Below are 18,854 nucleotides of genomic sequence, written 5' to 3'. Positions count from 1 at the left end.
AGGTAGCAGGTACAATCAGCCATGAAAATGGCTCTCACAGCCCTGAAACCCTTTCCGTCACTTGCCGGGGGCGTCAAAGTCGCCCCCCCAAAGGGATTAAACATGAAAATAGAAAAACACTTACTGTCCATACTGGTGGACAATGAACCGGGGGTGCTGTCCCGCATCGCCGGTCTGTTCAGTGGCAGGGGATACAATATTGAAAGTCTCAGTGTGGCCCAGACGGCGGAAAACCATCAGCTGTCCAGGGTGACCATGGTCACCAATGGCGATGAACACATCATTGAACAGATTAAAAAACAGCTCCATAAACTGATCAATGTCATCACCGTCAGCGATCTGACCGAAAAAAAATATGTCCAGCGTGATCTCATTCTCATAAAGGTCCATGCGCGGCCGGAACAGCGGGCTGAAATTCTCAGAATTGTGGATATTTTCCGGTGCCGGGTGGTGGATGTGGGGCCGGATCATTACACCATTGAAATGTCCGGGGACGAGGGGAAACTTGAAGCCTTCATAGATCTTTTAAGGCCCATGGGAATCATTGAAACGGCACGAACCGGCTCCATTGCACTGGCCCGGGAAAAGAAAAAATTATAGAAGGGCAAAAAATCCCATGAAAAAAATAACCTTGTACGATACCACCCTGCGGGACGGCATGCAGGGGGAAAATATTTTCTTCTCCCCCGAAGACAAAATAAGAATTGCCCTTCGACTGGATGATATGGGTATTTCCTATATTGAGGGGGGATGGCCGGGGGCCAATCCCAATGTCCGGCGTTTCTTTGAACTGGCGGCCACCACCCAGTTTAAAAACAGTGAAATTACGGCCTTTGGTTCCACTCGGCGGCCCAACACCGCCCCGGAAACGGATGCCAACCTCAACGCCCTTGTCAACTGCGGTGCCAGGACCCTTACTATTTTTGGAAAATCATGGGATCTCCATGTAAAAATAATGGAAAATACCCTTGAAGAAAATCTGGCCATGATCAAAGACAGTATCGCCTTTCTCATGGACCATGGCATGCGGGTTTTCTATGATGCAGAACATTTTTATGACGGGTATCTGGACAATCCGGACTATGCCATTAAGACTCTGGAGGCAGCTGTTAAAGGCGGGTGTACCACTTTAATTTTATGCGATACCAACGGCGGCACCCTGTCCCATGACATCGAAAAAATCACCCGGGAGGTGGACTGCTTTTTTAAACAGCACCATGATGAGCCCATCATGCTTGGCATCCATGCCCACAACGACTGCGCCATGGCCGTTGCCAACTCCATTGCTGCGGTGCGATGCGGGGCCACCATGGTACAGGGCACCATCAACGGGTATGGAGAACGATGCGGCAATGCCGATCTCACCGCCATCATCCCGGTGCTGCGCTTAAAGCTTCACATGGACTGCTGTTCCCTGGAAAACCTGAAAAAACTCAGAACGTTGTCCCGGTTTGTCAGTGAAACCGCCAATATGATTCCCCTGAACAGTCGACCCTTTGTGGGACAAAGCGCCTTTGCCCACAAAGGAGGCATACATGTAAGCGCCGTCATGAAGGAACCCCGGGCCTATGAGCACATGGATCCTGTGCTTGTGGGCAATACCCGGCGGGTACTGGTGTCCGAGCAGTCAGGTAAAAGCAACATCGAATACAAAGCCCGGGAGCTGGGGGTTGGCATTGATATGGATGCCAGAAAACAGCAAAGCATTGTTTCCATCATCAAAGATCTTGAGGATGACGGCTATCAGTTTGATGTGGCCGAAGGATCGCTCAAGATCATCATGGAAAAACTCACCGGTCAGTTCCAGCCCCATTTTGACCTTGAATCCTTCCGGGTAACCATTGAAAAGGACAAGGAGCGGCCCTGCTATGCACATGCCATGATCAAAATCCGTGTGGGGGATACCGTTGAAATCACGGCGGCCGAAGGAGACGGCCCTGTTAGTGCCCTGGATAATGCACTTCGAAAGGCCCTGACCAATATCTTTCCCGATCTTAATGCCATGCATCTGGTGGACTTCAAGGTGCGTGTGCTGGAAGGAGATGCCGGGACCAATGCCAAGGTTCGTGTCATTATCTCATCCCGGGATGAAAACGATATTTTCAACACCATCGGTGTTTCTGAAGATATCATTGAAGCCAGCTGGCAGGCCCTGGCCGACAGTTTTCAGTACAAACTGTCTCTGGACAATAAATCCGTAAAAAGGGCTTGATCACAACAGAAATTCTAACCACAAGACAACATATAGAAGGCAGCCATGAATAAAGACAACAGAATTATTATTTTTGACACCACCCTCAGGGACGGCGAGCAGTCGCCCGGAGCCAGTATGAACGAAGCAGAAAAAGTACGCATTGCCACCCAGCTTGAGGCCCTGGGGGTTGATGTCATTGAAGCCGGATTCCCCGCTGCATCGGAAGGGGACTTCAAGGCCGTACAAATGGTTTCAAAGGTCCTTAAAAAAACCCAGGTGGCGGCCTTGAGCCGGGCATCGGAAGCGGATATCAATGCTGCCTGGGATGCGGTGAAACTTGCCGTAAACCCCAGAATCCATACCTTCATTGCCACCTCGGACATTCACATGCAGTATAAACTCAAAATGTCCCGGGATGAGGTGGTGGCGGCCGCCATAAAGGCCGTATCCCATGCGGCAACCCTGACACCCAATGTGGAATTTTCCGCTGAAGACGGATCCAGAAGTGACCCGGAGTTTCTGTGCAAAATTTTCGGGGCAGCCATTAAGGCCGGCGCCACCACATTGAACCTGCCCGACACCGTGGGATACGCCATCCCCGGTGAGTTCAGCGATCTGGTGAAATATGTAATGAAAAACACCCCCAACATGGACAAAGCCATATTAAGTGTTCACTGCCACAATGATCTGGGCCTTGCCACCGCCAACACCCTGGCGGCCATCCGAGCCGGGGCCCGCCAGGCCGAGGTGACCATCAACGGCATCGGGGAACGGGCTGGCAACACCTCCATGGAAGAGGTGGTGATGTCCCTTAATACCCGCCCCAATTTTTTCCCGGAAACAACATCCATTGACACCACACGGATCTATCCCACCAGCCGCCTTGTGAGCATGATCACCGGTATTCTGGTCCAGCCCAACCGGGCAATTGTGGGGGCCAATGCCTTTGCCCACGAGGCCGGTATTCACCAAGACGGGGTATTAAAAAATCCCATGACCTACGAGATCATGAAACCTGAAACCATCGGGTTGAATAAGAATTCCCTGATCCTTGGCAAACACTCCGGACGTCATGCCTTGAATTCCCACATTGCCGACATGGGATACAACCTTTCCGACGAGGAGCTGGAGACGGTTTTCAAAAAATTCAAACATCTGTGCGACAGAAAGAAAGCCATTCAGGATGAGGACATTGAAGCGCTGATCAATGAAGGTGTACTGAGAAGTTCCAATGTTTTCAAACTGGAATATCTCCATGTATCTACGGGTACAACGGTATTTCCAAGCGCCACGGTGCACATGAAAATCCATAACCGCACGGTCAAGGCCACCACCGAAGGCAATGGTCCCATTGATGCGATCTATGACACCATTTCGAAACTTACAAATACAAAATCAGATCTGCTGCGATTCTCCATCAGCGCCCTCACCGCCGGCACCGATGCCCAGGGTGAAGTAACGGTACGCCTGAGCGAAGACGGCATTGTGGCCCTGGGCAAGGGGGCAGACCCCGATATTCTCACCGCCAGTGCCCTGGCCTACATCAATGGATTGAATCGTCTGGAATATCTCAAGGAAAATCCTGGTACCATGCGAAAAGAGAGTCTGTAAAATGCCATAAAAAAAACCGTTTCCAGACAATGTGGGCATCCGGAAACGGTTTAAAAAATGGGCCTGGTCACAACATGGGGCAGTTTGGGGAGGGTTCAGGTCCCCAAAAAGATACTGGGAACAGGAAGGAACACCGGCACTCCGTGGACAGTCTCGGAACCAGAAACCATCCTCCCTGTCTGCTTAGCTTACAACCCGAGATATCCTTCTCTAAGTTTTTTGTTGGCTTTTTCACCCAGGTTGTAACGGTAATACATCCGGGCAAAGGTGAGATCTTTAATGGTGCCTTTTTCCTGACCGTTTAAAATTAGGGTCAACCCCTTTCCCGGAACATAGATGGATTCTGAGGTGCCACCGGGCTTCATGTCCTGGTCCAGCCAGGAGGCATAAAGGGCGATGTTTTCCTTCTGGGCTTCAAGCAGTTCCGGAGGATTGGCTTTCTCCATGGCTTCCATAAACCCATGCTGAAGTTTTTTGGCCGTGGCCTTGGAGGTGAGATATTCTAGATAAAAATACTTTACCTGCTCGGATTCTATTGCTGTATCGGCATCGGTTGTGGGGGTTTCCAGATAAAATCCCCCGGCAAAGACCTTGATAAACCCCAGGGCCTTTCGCAGGGCCACTCCGTTAAGGGTCAAGGTTTTGCCCGCCACAACCTTTTCTTCGGGAAAGGTAACCCCCTGAAGTTCCGCTGCCTGAACCCCGGGAACCAAACCAAAAACAAGTCCGGCCAGTACTAAAACAAGCACTCTTTTTACCATAACACCTTCCTCCTGTGGATAAATATGATGAGTTTAAAGCCATGAACACTGTTTATGGCTATATCAATTTATCCAAAGACTGGCCAGAACTTTTACTCAATGCCCACATTTTTATCCCGGGCACAATACAGATGGCTTAATACACCTTCACCATTTCACCAGGGAGGCCTGGCTTTATTTACCGGATTTAAGCACCGAAAGAAACGCCGACTGGGGAATTTCCACATTGCCCACCATTTTCATACGCTTTTTCCCTTTTTTCTGCTTTTCAAGGAGTTTACGCTTTCTGGAAATATCACCGCCATAACATTTGGCCGTTACATCCTTTCGATAGGCAGAAACAGTTTCCCGGGAAATAATTTTGCCACCAATGGCCCCCTGGATGGCAATCTTAAACATCTGACGGGGAATTTCTTCCCTGAGCTTTTTACAGGCATTGCGAGCCCGATCAACGGCCTTGTCCCGGTGTACCAGCTGGGAAAGGGCATCTACCCGCTCTCCGTTGACCAGAAAATCCAGTTTCACAAGGTCGGTCTCCTGGTATCCGGCAATTTCATAATCAAAGGATCCATACCCCTGGGTAACACTCTTGAGTCGATCATAGAACTCATACACCACCTCTGCCAGGGGAAGGGTGAACTTCATCTCAATGCGATTGCTGGTGAGATACTGGTAGTTGGTGCTCACCCCCCGGTGTTCCAGGCATACCTGCATGACAGCCCCCATGTATCTATCGGGAATGATAATGGACGCTTTGATATAAGGTTCCCGTGTTTTTTCTATCTCCATGGGATCGGGGTAAAGGGAAGGGTTGTCTATGATTTCAATGGTGCCGTCCGTTCGGGTGATTTCATACTGAACAGAGGGCGAGGTGAGAATCAAAGAAATATCATATTCCCGTTCCAGCCGTTCCTGGACCACTTCCAGATGAAGTAACCCCAGAAACCCACAGCGATAACCGAATCCCAGGGCAGCAGAGGCATCCTTTTCAAACACCAGGGAGGCATCGTTGAGTTTGAGTTTCTCAAGGGCTTCGGTTAACTCGGCATAATCATCGGATGCCACCGGATACATGGACGAAAATACCACGGGATTGGGTTCCCGAAATCCGGGCATAGGTTTCACACAAGGATTCTCTGCAAGGGTGACGGTGTCACCACAACTCACATCACGGATGGTCTTGATGCCGGCAATGAGATAGCCCACCTGCCCTGCTTCCAGCTTATCCATGGGTTTTCTTACAATCTGAAACAGCCCCACCTCCTCTACCTTGTACCGGGAGTTGTTGTACAGAAACTCAATTCTGTCCCCCTTTTTTATGGTACCCTGGAATACCCGCACATGGACAATGGTACCCCGGTAGGGATCATAATGGGAATCAAATATCAATGCCTGTAACGGGGCCGCCGGATCACCCGCAGGAGGGGGCATGAGATTCACCGCGGCCTCAAACACCGCCTCCACACCCTGCCCTGTCTTGGCCGATACCTGCAGGGCCATCTCTCCGTCAAGTCCCAGATCTTCGTCAATCTGATCCTTGGCCCACTGGATTTCCGCCGATGGCAGATCAATTTTGTTGATCACCGGCACAATCTCCAAATTATGTTCCATGGCAAGGTAAATGTTGGCCAGGGTCTGGGCCTCCACCCCCTGGCTGGCATCCACCAGCAGAAAAGCCCCCTCACAGGAGGCAAGGGCCCGGGATACCTCATAGGAAAAATCCACATGACCGGGAGTATCAATGAGATTCAGCAAATATGTCTGACCATTTGCTGCCTTGTAAGGCAGGCTCACCGTCTGGCTTTTAATGGTGATTCCCCGTTCCCTTTCGATGTCCATGGAATCTAATATCTGATCCTTGAAGTCACGATCGGCAATAATTCCTGACAGCTGAATCAGGCGATCGGACAGGGTGGATTTTCCATGGTCAATGTGGGCAATAATACTGAAATTTCTAATATTTTCTATCTTTACAGACAAATTAACCTCAAGCAAAATGTTAATATCATTGGATAAAAGACATAGGGAAACAGCCACAGGCTCAATAAAAAAATTTTATAAAAACCGGCAAGAATCCCCCTGGGTATTCAGGAACTCAGATCTTATCTGATTTACCAATAACAAAACCCGGCCGTAAATATGCGGTCAACACCCCATCTTCACCTATTTTGGTCTACTCACATGGCATTCGTATGCAACGCAGCCCCAAACACGCGAATGTGGGGCACTGTCCAAACATTTACATGAGCAAGCCCAATATTTACACCCGGACAAGGATTTTTTTTAAAATTTTAACCTGATTAAACGGTGGATTTAAAACGGCTGAAGCCCTTATCTCAGGGGATGTTGACTTCTAATTCAGATATTGTAAATCAAGCCCCTTATTTTTAACAGTACAATCACATTGTGTCAAGAAAGATGCATAAGGTGGGGTGTCATTACGGGCATGAGGGTCAAGGGAATGCCGGGGAATCCCCCCTGGCCAGGACGACCACGGGGGGCACGGATGAACTTTCAGGCCTGACAAAACAAGGATAGGGCGTGGTCACAACATGTGGGGGAACGGGCACAGGCATTACTGTGCCCCCTTCCCCGCCCGCTTGCTTCGTTATCCGGCTATTTTATGAATACGCTCAAGGTTTTCCTTAAGTTTGTCATTTTTTTCTTCCAGACCCTGCTGAATGGTCTTAACCTTGTCCACCACCTCTTCCGGGGCTTTTTCAAGAAAGCTTTCATTATTAAGGCGTTTGGACACGGCAACCAGCTCTTTGGTTACCTTGGCAATCTCGGTTTCAAGGCGAGCCGCCTCCTTGACAAAATCAATAACCCCCATCAGAGACACATAAATGGACGTGCCGTTGACCACGGCCGTGGCCGAGGATGGGGGGGCATCACCTGAGTCCGTGACCTCAAGACGATTGAGCCGGGCCAGGTTCTCGATCATGGCATGGTTTTCTTCGATGATCCTTCTTTCATGGGCATCCTGGGTCTGCATGTTCACCCCAAGCTCCATGGAGGGGGGAATATTCATGGTGCTACGGATATTTCGAATACCGGAAATAACTCCGAACACATGGGCCATATCCCCTTCAACGGCTTCGTCCCGGACCAGCAGTGCATCTTCATCAATACCCGGGAACCGGGCGGACATGATGGAACCCGATGTGGTGGGCAGTTTATCCCAGATTTCTTCTGTAACAAAGGGCATGAAGGGGTGCAGCATGATCAGGGTATTTTTCAACACCTCGGTGATGACGGCCCTCACCGCCCGGCATCGCTTTTCCCCTTCCTTGCCATAAAGGGCTGGCTTGGCCGCTTCCACATACCAGTCACAGAACTCATGCCAGGTAAACTGGTACACGGCACTGGCCGCTTCATTGAACTTGAATGTTTCAATGGATTCATGAACTGCAAGGGCCGTGGCCGTGGCCCGGGACAAAATCCATTTTTCCGGGGCGGCAAACTGTTGGACATCCATTTCACCCTCCCCTTTTTCCAGATGCATCAGGGTAAACCGTGCTGCATTCCACAGCTTATTGACAAAATTACGATAGCCCTCCACCCGGTCTTCGGACATTTTCACATCCCGTCCCTGGGCGGCAAAGGCAGCCAGGGTAAACCGGAAGGCATCGGCACCATATTGATCAATCACCTTCAAAGGATCAATGACGTTGCCCTTGGATTTACTCATTTTCTTGCCATGCTCATCCCGGACCAGGGCATGAATGTACACATCTTTAAAGGGAACCTCATCCATGAAATGAATTCCCATCATCATCATTCTGGCCACCCAGAAAAATAGGATGTCAAACCCGGTGACCAGGGCATTGGTGGGATAGAAGGTTTTTAAAAGCTCGGTGTTTTCCGGCCATCCCATGGTGGAAAAGGGCCACAGGGCGCTGCTGAACCAGGTGTCAAGTACATCGGTTTCCTGAATCAGCTCCGCCGAGCCACAGCTATCACATACCGTGGGATCGATCTCTTCCACCATCATTTTACCGCAGGACTGACAGGTCCACACCGGAATGCGGTGCCCCCACCAGATCTGCCGGGAAATACACCAGTCCTGGATATTGTCCATCCATTCAAAATAGGTTTTAGACCAGTTTTCAGGAATGATACGGGTTCTGCCGTCCCTTACGGCATCGCTTGCCTCTTTGGCCAGGGGGCCGACCTTTACAAACCATTGTTTGGAAAGGGAGGGTTCCACCACGCACTTACATCGATAGCAGTGACCCACAGAATTTTTCAGGGGTTCTTTTTTCACCAGAAGCCCCTCTGCCTCCAGGGCTGCAAGCGCTTCTTTGCGGCACTCAAAGCGATCAAGGCCCTTAAATCGTCCGGCCCCGTCGGTCATGTTGCCGTCATCGTCAATAACCTTGATGCTTTCCAAGGCATGGCGATGGCCAATGTGAAAATCGTTGGGATCATGGGCCGGGGTCACCTTTAAGGCACCGGTGCCAAAGGTGGTGTCCACATAATCATCCCGGATAATGGGAATTTTACGGTCGGTAAGGGGCAGGCACACCTTTTCTTCGGTCAAGTCCAGATATCGTTCATCCCCGGGATTGAGTGCAACAGCGGTATCTCCAAACATGGTTTCGGGCCGGGTGGTGGCCACCACCAGCCCTCCTTTGCCATTTTCAAAGGGATACCGGATGTGATAAAGAAAACTGTCCTGTTCTTCATGCTCCACTTCAAGGTCGGACAGGGCGGTTTTACACCGGGGACACCAGTTAATGATATATAACCCCTGGTAGATGAGTTCTTCTTTGTAAAGCCTTACAAACACCTTTCTGACGGCATCGGACAGCCCCTCGTCCATGGTGAATCGCTCTCTGTCCCAGTCACAGGAGGCTCCCAGGCGTTTAAGCTGATTGATGATGGCCCCGCCGGATTGTTCCTTCCACTTCCAGACCTCTTCAATGAATTCTTCTCTCTTGAGCTGGTCCCTTGTCACCCCTTTTTTTGCAAGATTTTTTTCCACAACGTTCTGGGTGGCAATACCGGCATGGTCCGTTCCCGGCATCCACAGGACATTGTCTCCACAAAGTCTTCTGTGGCGGCACATGATGTCCTGCACGGTGTTGTTCAGGGCATGGCCCATGTGGAGGACACCCGTGACATTCGGGGGAGGAATCACAATGGCATAGGCCTTTTGATCACTCTTTTCACGGGCCTTGAAAAAACCGTTTTCCACCCAGTAGCTATACCATTTTTCCTCAATTCCGGAAGGATCATATCCTTTGTCAAGAGAATCAGAACTCATACACTAACTCCTAAAAACATATTAATAAAAAAAGGGGACAGATAGTCTTTCCCCTTCAAAATCCAACACATTTGCAAAAAAACCCATTGCTCAGAAAAGGCTGAAATCAAGGGTTTGCTGATCAAATAAAGTATATAACTGCCACTCGCAGACCGTATTCTGGACCCGGTCTGCCCATAACGAATAATGAAAATGGCATTATGCCGACCCCTCGACGGGTAATGGGCCCGGCCCGGAACCGTAGACGGCCCAATTGAATTGGCCGGTTCCTATTGCCCATCGGTGGGGCTCTGCTGAGGTAGACTTGAAGGCTACCTTTTCATATAAAAAAACACCACGCCGGTTATTTTTCTGCAAGGGCGCTTAAGAAAGATTTTTTAATTCTTTCCATTTCTTTTTCCACCGCCTTATAGATCATTTCTGAAAAAAGGGCTTCCATTCGATGGCCATATTTTTCATCAATTATTTTTTCTAGCACACTGCGGATAGCCTCTTCGGAAAAGGCAGCGCTGTCCTGTTCCATGATCTCCTGGAAAGCGTCATCCGGCACATCGTCCGACACCGGGTCTGTGAGCTCTATCACATCGTCAAGTGGTGCATCGTCGTCAACAATCTGGGTCAGTTCAATAATCTCACCATCGGGATCAACTTCAGAGATATCATCCATTTCTGGGATATCATCCATTTTAAGGTCTTGTGGGTCCACCATGAATATCTCCTGACAAGCTGTTGACACCAGCTCATAATAAAATTATTGTTCACCCCGGACACAACTGAAATATCAAAGGCATCTTTTTGTGTCAAGCCCTGTCAATCAAACCGGAACGAAAAGGAAGCCCCATGCATCGATTTTATATAAGAGAACAGGACATCAAAGAAAAAACTGCACTCATCCAGGGACAGGATGCCAGACATCTGACCCATGTCCTTAGACTGTCCCCGGGAGACCATGTGGAGCTTGCCGATGGTAGAGGTGCCTGCTGGCAGGCCCGCATCATTGCCATAGATTCCCAGGGTGTCACCCTGGATCTGATATCTCGCACCGTTTTACATGGCGAGTCCCCGGTGTCCATCACCGTGGCCCAGGGCATGCTCAAGGACAAAAAAATGGACATGGTGATCCGCCATCTCACAGAACTTGGCATGACCCGATGGATTCCTTTTTTTGCCCACAGGTCCATTCCCCGGCCCGATCCGGGGAAACTGACGGCCCGGGTGGAAAGATGGCAACGGATCGCCCGGGAGGCCATGAAACAATGCAAAAGAAGCCGACTGCCGCAAATTGACACCCCCGTCACCTTTGAAGAACTGCTTACCCTCAGTCAGGAACATGATAAAAAAATTGCCTTCTGGGAAAAGGGCTGTGTTCCCTTTGGTAACATCACCGACGAACCAGGTCCCCGGCCCCGGAAAATCATTGTACTCATCGGTCCCGAGGGCGGATTTACCCGGGAAGAAATGGAAGCGGCAGGCAATGAAGGATTTTCTGCCCTTTTCCTTGGCAACAGAATCCTGAGAGCCGAAACGGCATCCCTGACGGCCTGCGCCCTTGTACAGCACTACTTTGGGGATCTTGGCCAAAAAAGGCCTTGACACCTACACGGCATTCAACTATAACAGCATTGTTTTTGACGGGCCCAGGTAGCTCAGTCGGTAGAGCAGGGGACTGAAAATCCCCGTGTCAGCAGTTCGATTCTGTTCCTGGGCACCACAAAAAAAAGAGTTGATATCTACGGATACAACTCTTTTTTTGTTTGTGGAAACAGAAACGCACCCGCTGAATTATTTATCAAAAAGACATTTCAACAAAATATCTTCATCCAGTTCCGAAGTGACTTTGTACGGCAGTGTTTTAAATAATTTCACCATTTTGGTATTTCCCGGTGAGGTGATGGCAAACAGGCCCTTGATCCCCAGATCCCTTGCAGCTTCGGCAAGTTTTCGTATGAGGATGCGGCCAATCCCCATGCTCTGACAGTCCCGACTGACGGAAAACGCCACCTCTGCCATATTGGTGGATGGCTCCAGATAGTAACTGCCGATGCCCACCACCGTGTCAAAGCCCATCTCCCCCACAAGGGCAATGATGGTGAGATTTCGTTTATAGTCAATCTGGCTCATCACCTCCACATCATCCCTTAAAAAATGGGTTCTTTCATTGAAAAACCGGGAAACCACATCTTTTTTGTCCAGGTGATAAAAATGCTCCTGAATTCTTCTTTCGTCCACCAGCTTTGCCGGGCGAAAGGTAACGGTCTGATCTTTGATGGTGAGCACCTCTTCAAGCTTCACCGGATAGACCCCGAACACCGATTCTCCAAGGACTCTTTCCTTGCCGACCATTCCCAGTTCCTTGGCGCTTTTGAGCAAATCATCCCGAAACTTGGGGTGGGCAATACTGATGAGCGCCATGGCTCTATCCTGGGTGCTTTTTCCAAACAGATTCACCGCCCCATACTCTGTGACCACATACCGGACATCCTCCCTTGGAACCGTGATCACCGTATTTTGCATAAAAGGAACAATGCGACTTTCACTGCCATCCTCCGTGGTGGAATTGAGCATTATGATGGATTTGCCCCCTTTGGATCGATTGGCTCCACGAATAAAGTCTGCTATCCCGGACACCCCTGCAAAATGGGTATGGGCCTGGGCTTCACAGCTCACCTGCCCTGCCAGATCCACCCCCACGGCCACATTCATGGAGACCATTTTATTGTGCCGGGCGATAACTTCAATATCATTGACATGCTCTGAAGACATGAATTCCACGGCGGGATTAAGATGAAGAAATTCATAAAGAGACTGGCTCCCCACCGAGCAACTGGCCACCAACTTGCCATTTTTATAGCCTTTTTTACGATTATTCACCACCCCGATGGCGTAAAGATGCATGATGTCATCGGTGAGAAACTGGGAATGGATGCCCAGATTTTTTTTATTGGACAGGGCCTGGGTGGTGGCCTGGGATGCGGCATCCAGTCCGATTTGCAATGTGGAGCCATCTTCTATGAGGCGGGCAATGTTGCGACCGATACTTAAGGCTTCCTCGGAGGGGGGCGAAGAAGAGACCGTCATCAAATCTTCGTCATGTTCCACAATGGCATCCACATCATTGACATGGATAAAACTCTCCCCCAGCACCATGGGCATGTTATTGTTCACCTGGACAATGACCACATCTGCCGCCAGAGCCGCAGACAAGGTAACATCAACGGAAACCCCCAGACTCATCCAGCCAAAATCATCCGGGGGACTGACCTGGATCAGCGCCACATCAATGGGAATTCTTCTGCTTGAGAAAAGGCCGGGAATAGCCGCCATATTCACAGGGGTATAAAAACGTTTATTCTTTGACAACTCCTCTGATTTTGCCGACCCCAAATAAATAGAACGAATGTTCATGCTTTTATCCAGGGTCTCATCGGCAATACGGGTCAGGGGGGTTATCTCCCGGGACATGAGTCGGATGATATCAACGTCGGTGAGTCGCCGGTGGGCATCGGCAAGTCCCTTGACAAGTGCCTGGGGCTCCCCACAGTAAGAACCGATGAACACGCGGTGTCCCGATTTTATCAGTTTAATGGCCTCTTCAGTGGACTTCTTCTTTACTACAAAATCATCTGCCCAGTAACTGGAATTTGGCATGGGAACTCCTTTTGCGAGGGTTTTTATGAAAAAGCAGGTTCTGGGTTTTAAGTTCTGGGTAAGGGATTTCAGGTTCGGTTTTTGTGGTATCCTTCATCTTTCAATTTAGACGTCCTGCCACTTTATTTTTAAAGTATTATACGCCAAAAATGAAAAGTTGTTTTAAAATGGCATAAAAGAGATGTTTTTTCCATTCCATGAATACATTTTTCAAGGGACATTAACCTGACAACTTCCCCATCGTACATGTTCGGTCAGCAAACTCCACCTGTTTTGGTCTGCTTACATAGCATTCGTATACTGCGCAGCCTCAAACAGGTGAAGATGAGGCACTGCCCCAACATTTACATAATCAAGGCGAAGGTAATCAGCCCATGATGTTTGACAGCAACAGGGCAATCTGGGGAAACACAGTAACCAGAATTACCACCACAAAAATGGCCAGAAGAAAGGGAAATGTCCCTTTGAACACAACTTCCATGGGCACCTGTGCCACCCCAGAAATAATAAAAATATTCAAGCCCAAAGGCGGCGTAATCAGGCCCGCCTCCATCATGAGAACCGAAATCACACCGAACCAGATGGGATTAAATCCCAGTTCCACAATGGTGGGAAAAATCACCGGCAGGGTGAGAACCATCATGGCCGTGGCATCCAGAAAACAGCCAAGCAGAAGATAAATAAGCAAAATAACCGCAAGAATGAAATACCGGGACAAGGTCATTGCGCCAAGCCACATGGAAAGTTTCATGGGAATCATGGTAAGCGCCATGAAATAGGTGAACACATAGGCACCGGCAAGGATGATGAAAATCATCACCGAAACCTTTGTGGTGGTGGTCATGGCGGCCACAAGAGCCTTCCATGTGAGTTTTTTTCTGAAAAGGGTCACCACAAACAGAAAAAAAGCTCCCAGGGCACCTGCCTCGGTGGGGGTAAAAAAACCAAAATAGATGCCACCCATCACAAGAAAAAACACCACAATGAGTTCCCACACCTTTAAAAGCGATCGAACCTTCTCTTTAAACAACACCCGCTGGGGATTATGGGGTGCTGCTTGGGGTTGCTGCTTTACCCATAACACAATGATCATGGCATAGGTCAATGCCAGAAGAAATCCGGGTATAAATCCTGAAATCAAGAGTTTACCAATGGACTGTTCCGTCAAAATCCCATACACCACAAAACCAATGCTGGGAGGGATTAAAAACCCGAGGGTTCCCCCTGCCGCCACACTGCCCGTGGCAAGGTGTATATCATAATTGTACTTTTTCATTTCAGGAAGCGCCACGCGCCCCAGGGTGGCGGCCGTGGCCACTGAAGAACCGCAGATGGCGGCAAAACCGGAACAGGCGCCGATGGTGGCAATGGCCATTCCCCCCGGCAATCGTCGCAGCCACTTATCTGCCACCTCATAGATGCCCTGGCTGAGGCCGGAAACCGTGGCAAGTTCCCCCATGATGACAAAAAGGGGAATCACCGTGAACGAGTAGGTGGTAAAGGTGCCAAAAAAAGATCTCACCATGGCTGGCATGGCAACGGAGATATCGGTGAGGAAACTGATTCCCCAGAATCCCACAAATGCCAGGGCAAACCCTATGGGCATTCCCAGCATCAGCAATAAAAACAATACAGCAATTCCCATCAATCCAACGGTGTGAGGATCCATTGCGGCGAAACCTTACCCCTTTACAGCATCATTGAAAATTTGTCCCCGGCTGCCCCTCACAGCCCCCACAAGGCAGATCATGAAATCCGCCAGGATTTCAAGGGCCAGCAGAAAAGCCCCCACTGCTAACAAAATATACAATGGATAAATGGGGATGGCAAGGGTATCGGTGGTGGTACCGCCTGTGAACTCCTCGACGGCCATGGCCCCGGCATACCAGGCAAGCATGGAAACCATCTGCAGGCTTAACAGATCCGTTGCAGCCTTTATCAATAATCCGGGACGTCGGGGCAATCTGCCAGTGAAGAGGGTCACCCGGACATTGGCTCCGATCCCATGGGTATAGGCCATGCCCAGGATACCGAAAACTGCCAGCATGAACTGGCTCATCTCAATGGCCCCGGGAACAGGCCGTGAAAAAAAATACCGACCGGCCACATCCAGGGTGGTTAGACACATCATGACCAGCACCCACCCCATGCCCACGGCAAGGGCCCAGGCGTTGAGCTGACGGGTTCTTTTTTTACATCCGGCAAGGAAAAGGTCCAGGGGTGCATCAGTAGGGACAGGCATCAAAATGGACATCCACTTTTTCAAGTTCCTCTTTAAACTGCATCAATGCCTTTTTTGCAGGCAGACCTTTTGTCTCCAGATCCGATGCCCAGGCAGACAGCATGGCTCTTAATTTTTCATCCCAAATTTTCTGTTCAGCAGGGGCCAAGGGAAGTATCTCAATTTTTTCTTCAAATCCGGCCATGGTGTCCTCATACCAGTGTTCATCAAATATCCCGGCAATGCGGTAGGCATTTCGTCCCACGTCTTCAATGATAGGCTTAAGGTCCGCCGGCACTCTATTCCAGAATTTCTGATTCACAAAAAGACCTTCAGACACACAGCCAAAGGAAGTGGGCACGGCAAAGTTTGCCACTTCATGAAGCTTGAAAGCCTTGACAAGGGCCGGACAGGTCACCACCCCGTCAATGACACCGGTCTCCATGGACAGATACACATCGCCAAGGGGCATAAAAATGGGAGTGGCTCCCAGGGCTTCAATGGCTTTGGTCTGAAGGCCACCGGGACTTCTGATTTTCATTCCCTTCAGGTCGTCAAGGCAAGTCACCTTCCGGGTGGTCCACAGATGGGCCATGACACAATTGTTGATATGAAGCACCTTGACATCTTTAAATTCATCTTTCAACAGCTTCTCATGCATCGCCATGCCCGCCTCAACCCCTTTCCATTTGGCCGGACATACAATGGGGGAGGAAAGGACATCGGTGAGGGGAAACCGTCCCGGGGTCCAGCTCAGGGTGGCATACCCCATGTCGGACAATCCGGTTTTTACAATATCATAGTGCTCCGGCCCTTTTCCCAAGGCTCCTCCGGCATACATGGTGTAGGTAATCCGACCGCCACTTCTTTTTTTCATTTCCTCAAGCATGGGAATCCATAATTTCTGGACATCTGCTCCGGCTGGCACATGCCAGGTGCTGAAACGAATATTCATTTTTTCTCCGGCGGCATGGACAGAAACGCCAGAGAACGTCACCCCGGCCGCGCACAGCACCAGAACCATGAATAATATTTTTCGGATCATTTTCGGTTCTTCCTTTTTTTCTTTTTATTTTTGAAAAAAGATTCATTTTCTTCTATCATTTCCTGGATATCCATATTTTCCAAGGGCTTTTGCAGCACCGTATCATACTCCTGACGGGTGAGATGAATCACATCAATATCTTTTTGCAAAAAAGCCTGAATTTCCCCGAGACGCTCTTTTTCCCCCTCACTGCAAAAGGAAAGCGCAATGCCCTTGGAAACCCCTCGACCGGTTCGACCCACCCGGTGGACATAGTTTTCATCCTTTTCCGGCAGATCGTAATTGATGACATAATCTACATTGGGCACATCTATTCCCCGGGCCGAGACATCCGTTGCGATGAGCACATTGAATTCACCCTGCTTGAATTGATCCATGGTATGGGTGCGCAGGGCCTGCTCCCTGCCCCCGTGGATATTACACGAAGCGATATCCTCTCGGGCCAGGGCCTTTTCCACCCTTTCGGCCCGGACACGGGTTCTGACAAAAACGATGATGCGACTCTGGGGATGCTCTTTGATGAACCGGGAAAGAAAAAAACGTTTGTCATCCATCTCCACAAACACCACACCGTGGGTGACATTTCTGGAAACGGGATCATCTGGGGAGATTTCAATGCGGATGGCTGAGGTTTTTACCTGGGAAAAGGCAAGTTTTTTGATTTCGGCATTGATGGTGGCGGAAAAGAAAAGCGTCTGATGTTTTCTTAAGAGCCTCTTTTTAACAGCGCGGATATCCTTGATAAAGCCAAGATCAAGCATATGATCGGCCTCGTCCAGCACAAGGGTCTGGATATTGTCAAGCCGGATGTGGCCCTGATGAATCAGATCAAACATGCGTCCCGGGGTGGAGATAAGCACATCAATGCCGTCCTGGAGCTTCTTGATCTGGGCATCCTGTTCCACCCCCCCAAACAAAGCAAAAGCCTTCACCCGGGTGTGCCGGGCAATGTCATTGAACACCCTGCCGATCTGCATGGCAAGCTCCCGGGTGGGAACCAGGACAATGCACTTGATACCAAGGGAACGCTTGCTGGATTTGACCTTGTGGATTTGATCAATGATGGGGATGGCAAAGGCTGCGGTTTTACCAGTGCCGGTCTGGGCGATGGCCAGCACATCTTCCCCTCTCTGGATGGCCGGGATGGATTTATACTGAATATCCGTGGGACGATTAAAACCCAACTGGGCTAAATTGTCTTTTATGGCACTTGATATATGATATTTTTCGAACTTCATAGGACCTCAATGGGGTTAGTCAATCACTATTTATGAAGTTCCAGCGTACCTTTTAATTATGAAAAAAACAACTTATTTCGGGCCTGAGGCCAACTCAGAGCGCTTGAAAAAGTCAAACGCTCAGGATTATTGTCAAGGCCACGGTTATTCTCCCAGATAGGCTTTCCGAATCTCCGGATTATGTAAAAGCGCGTCTGCTGTATCTTCCAGGGTAATCACTCCGGTTTCCAGCACATATCCCCTGGTGGCGGCCTGGAGGGCCAGATTGGCGTTCTGCTCCACCAGTAAAATAGTGGTGCCCTCTTTTTCATTGATATCTTTGATAATGTGAAAAATCTGCTGGATAATGATGGGCGCAAGCCCCAGGGAGGGTTCGTCAAGCAGAAGTACCTTGGGTTTTGTCATCAGTGCCCGGGCAATGGCCAGCATCTGCTGTTCCCCACCGGACAGTGTCCCCCCGTGTTGTTTGCACCGCTCTCCCAGAATGGGAAAAAGAGAGTACATATGTTGAATATCAGCATCAATTTGGGCCTGGTCCTTTCTGTAAAAGGCTCCCAATATAAGATTTTCTTCCACAGTGAGCCGGGGAAAGATACGACGCCCTTCAGGCACCTGACACAATCCCTGGGAGGGCAGTTTCTCCGGGGAAACCTTATTAATCACCCGGCCGTTGTAGAGCACATCACCGGCCGTGGCGGAATTAATACCACACACCGTCATGAGGGTGGTGGATTTCCCGGCACCATTGGCACCGATGATGGCAACCACTTCACCGGGGTATACTTTAAGAGAAACCCCCCGGAGGGCTTTGATGGTGCCATAACCGGAATGGACATTTTTCAATTCAAGGATGGGTTCAGCCGACAT

The 18,854-nt window shown here is 49.7% G+C and carries 14 protein-coding genes and 1 tRNA gene; 5 read left to right on the top strand and 10 right to left on the bottom strand.

Annotated elements, in window-relative coordinates:
- Positions 1-102: 102 nt before the first annotated feature.
- Genes ilvN through ACYQ2M_RS11040 form a run of 3 tightly spaced genes read left to right on the top strand, consistent with a single transcriptional unit; the run spans position 103 to position 3,805 of the window.
- A complete protein-coding gene (ilvN, locus tag ACYQ2M_RS11050) occupies positions 103-600 on the top strand; it encodes an acetolactate synthase small subunit (RefSeq protein WP_459916428.1) in 498 nt (165 codons plus the stop codon).
- Between the two features lie 16 nt (positions 601-616).
- Positions 617-2,212 (top strand): citramalate synthase, encoded by a 1,596-nt coding sequence (cimA, locus tag ACYQ2M_RS11045; protein ID WP_459916396.1) that lies wholly within the window; start codon positions 617-619, stop codon positions 2,210-2,212.
- A gap of 45 nt (positions 2,213-2,257) precedes the next feature.
- On the top strand, positions 2,258-3,805 hold the full coding sequence (locus ACYQ2M_RS11040; RefSeq protein ID WP_459916395.1) for a 2-isopropylmalate synthase: 1,548 nt from the start codon (positions 2,258-2,260) through the stop codon (positions 3,803-3,805).
- 188 nt (positions 3,806-3,993) lie between these two features.
- Here ACYQ2M_RS11040 and ACYQ2M_RS11035 read toward each other — a convergent pair whose 3' ends face one another.
- The 4 genes from ACYQ2M_RS11035 to ACYQ2M_RS11020 all read right to left on the bottom strand — a co-directional run bounded on the left by ACYQ2M_RS11035 (position 3,994) and on the right by ACYQ2M_RS11020 (position 10,544).
- Positions 3,994-4,566: a chalcone isomerase family protein gene (locus ACYQ2M_RS11035; protein WP_459916394.1), complete on the bottom strand. Its 573-nt coding sequence runs from the start codon at positions 4,564-4,566 to the stop codon at positions 3,994-3,996.
- Positions 4,567-4,740: 174 nt separating this feature from the next.
- Entirely contained in the window at positions 4,741-6,534 is a 1,794-nt protein-coding gene (gene lepA / locus ACYQ2M_RS11030) for a translation elongation factor 4 (protein WP_459916427.1), read from the bottom strand.
- A gap of 640 nt (positions 6,535-7,174) precedes the next feature.
- Complete coding sequence (locus ACYQ2M_RS11025; RefSeq protein WP_459916393.1) at positions 7,175-9,835, bottom strand: valine--tRNA ligase; 2,661 nt, start codon at positions 9,833-9,835, stop codon at positions 7,175-7,177.
- Positions 9,836-10,178: 343 nt separating this feature from the next.
- Positions 10,179-10,544 (bottom strand): hypothetical protein, encoded by a 366-nt coding sequence (locus tag ACYQ2M_RS11020; RefSeq protein WP_459916392.1) that lies wholly within the window; start codon positions 10,542-10,544, stop codon positions 10,179-10,181.
- Between the two features lie 131 nt (positions 10,545-10,675).
- Here ACYQ2M_RS11020 and ACYQ2M_RS11015 point away from each other — a divergent pair, with 131 nt between their 5' ends.
- Both ACYQ2M_RS11015 and ACYQ2M_RS11010 read left to right on the top strand, forming a co-directional pair.
- Positions 10,676-11,428 carry a 16S rRNA (uracil(1498)-N(3))-methyltransferase gene (locus tag ACYQ2M_RS11015; protein ID WP_459916391.1) on the top strand — a complete coding sequence of 251 codons (753 nt, stop codon included), beginning with the start codon at positions 10,676-10,678 and terminating at the stop codon, positions 11,426-11,428.
- Between the two features lie 42 nt (positions 11,429-11,470).
- A tRNA-Phe gene (locus ACYQ2M_RS11010) sits at positions 11,471-11,546 on the top strand.
- A 71-nt stretch (positions 11,547-11,617) separates the two neighbouring features.
- On the opposite strand, the gene ACYQ2M_RS11005 is transcribed toward ACYQ2M_RS11010, so the two are convergent.
- The 6 genes from ACYQ2M_RS11005 to ACYQ2M_RS10980 all read right to left on the bottom strand — a co-directional run bounded on the left by ACYQ2M_RS11005 (position 11,618) and on the right by ACYQ2M_RS10980 (position 18,854).
- Positions 11,618-13,483: a bifunctional acetyl-CoA hydrolase/transferase family protein/GNAT family N-acetyltransferase gene (locus tag ACYQ2M_RS11005; RefSeq protein ID WP_459916390.1), complete on the bottom strand. Its 1,866-nt coding sequence runs from the start codon at positions 13,481-13,483 to the stop codon at positions 11,618-11,620.
- A gap of 367 nt (positions 13,484-13,850) precedes the next feature.
- Positions 13,851-15,152: a TRAP transporter large permease gene (locus tag ACYQ2M_RS11000; RefSeq protein WP_459916389.1), complete on the bottom strand. Its 1,302-nt coding sequence runs from the start codon at positions 15,150-15,152 to the stop codon at positions 13,851-13,853.
- A 12-nt stretch (positions 15,153-15,164) separates the two neighbouring features.
- Complete coding sequence (locus tag ACYQ2M_RS10995; protein ID WP_459916388.1) at positions 15,165-15,725, bottom strand: TRAP transporter small permease; 561 nt, start codon at positions 15,723-15,725, stop codon at positions 15,165-15,167.
- Positions 15,709-16,749 carry a TRAP transporter substrate-binding protein gene (locus ACYQ2M_RS10990; RefSeq protein WP_459916387.1) on the bottom strand — a complete coding sequence of 347 codons (1,041 nt, stop codon included), beginning with the start codon at positions 16,747-16,749 and terminating at the stop codon, positions 15,709-15,711. The genes ACYQ2M_RS10995 and ACYQ2M_RS10990 overlap by 17 nt, the downstream gene beginning before the upstream one ends.
- Positions 16,746-17,987, bottom strand: coding sequence for a DEAD/DEAH box helicase (locus ACYQ2M_RS10985; protein WP_459916386.1), 1,242 nt, complete (start codon positions 17,985-17,987; stop codon positions 16,746-16,748). Before ACYQ2M_RS10985 ends, ACYQ2M_RS10990 begins: the two co-directional genes overlap by 4 nt.
- Positions 17,988-18,131: 144 nt before the next feature.
- Positions 18,132-18,854, bottom strand: a complete 723-nt coding sequence (locus ACYQ2M_RS10980) for an ABC transporter ATP-binding protein (protein WP_459916385.1) — start codon at positions 18,852-18,854, stop codon at positions 18,132-18,134.

The sequence above is a fragment of the Desulfocicer niacini genome, assembly GCF_054657595.1.
This window is presented reverse-complemented; position numbering and strand designations above follow the sequence as displayed.

Bases quoted from the DNA above. Each gene is read 5' to 3' on its own strand.
- ilvN (WP_459916428.1), top strand. From the start codon at position 103: ATGAAAATAGAAAAACACTTACTGTCCATACTGGTGGACAATGAACCG.
- cimA (WP_459916396.1), top strand. From the start codon at position 617: ATGAAAAAAATAACCTTGTACGATACCACCCTGCGGGACGGCATGCAG.
- ACYQ2M_RS11040 (WP_459916395.1), top strand. From the start codon at position 2,258: ATGAATAAAGACAACAGAATTATTATTTTTGACACCACCCTCAGGGAC.
- ACYQ2M_RS11035 (WP_459916394.1), bottom strand. From the start codon at position 4,566: ATGGTAAAAAGAGTGCTTGTTTTAGTACTGGCCGGACTTGTTTTTGGT.
- ACYQ2M_RS11025 (WP_459916393.1), bottom strand. From the start codon at position 9,835: ATGAGTTCTGATTCTCTTGACAAAGGATATGATCCTTCCGGAATTGAG.
- ACYQ2M_RS11020 (WP_459916392.1), bottom strand. From the start codon at position 10,544: ATGGTGGACCCACAAGACCTTAAAATGGATGATATCCCAGAAATGGAT.
- ACYQ2M_RS11015 (WP_459916391.1), top strand. From the start codon at position 10,676: ATGCATCGATTTTATATAAGAGAACAGGACATCAAAGAAAAAACTGCA.
- ACYQ2M_RS11005 (WP_459916390.1), bottom strand. From the start codon at position 13,483: ATGCCAAATTCCAGTTACTGGGCAGATGATTTTGTAGTAAAGAAGAAG.
- ACYQ2M_RS11000 (WP_459916389.1), bottom strand. From the start codon at position 15,152: ATGGATCCTCACACCGTTGGATTGATGGGAATTGCTGTATTGTTTTTA.
- ACYQ2M_RS10995 (WP_459916388.1), bottom strand. From the start codon at position 15,725: ATGCCTGTCCCTACTGATGCACCCCTGGACCTTTTCCTTGCCGGATGT.
- ACYQ2M_RS10990 (WP_459916387.1), bottom strand. From the start codon at position 16,749: ATGATCCGAAAAATATTATTCATGGTTCTGGTGCTGTGCGCGGCCGGG.
- ACYQ2M_RS10985 (WP_459916386.1), bottom strand. From the start codon at position 17,987: ATGAAGTTCGAAAAATATCATATATCAAGTGCCATAAAAGACAATTTA.
- ACYQ2M_RS10980 (WP_459916385.1), bottom strand. From the start codon at position 18,854: ATGTCGGCTGAACCCATCCTTGAATTGAAAAATGTCCATTCCGGTTAT.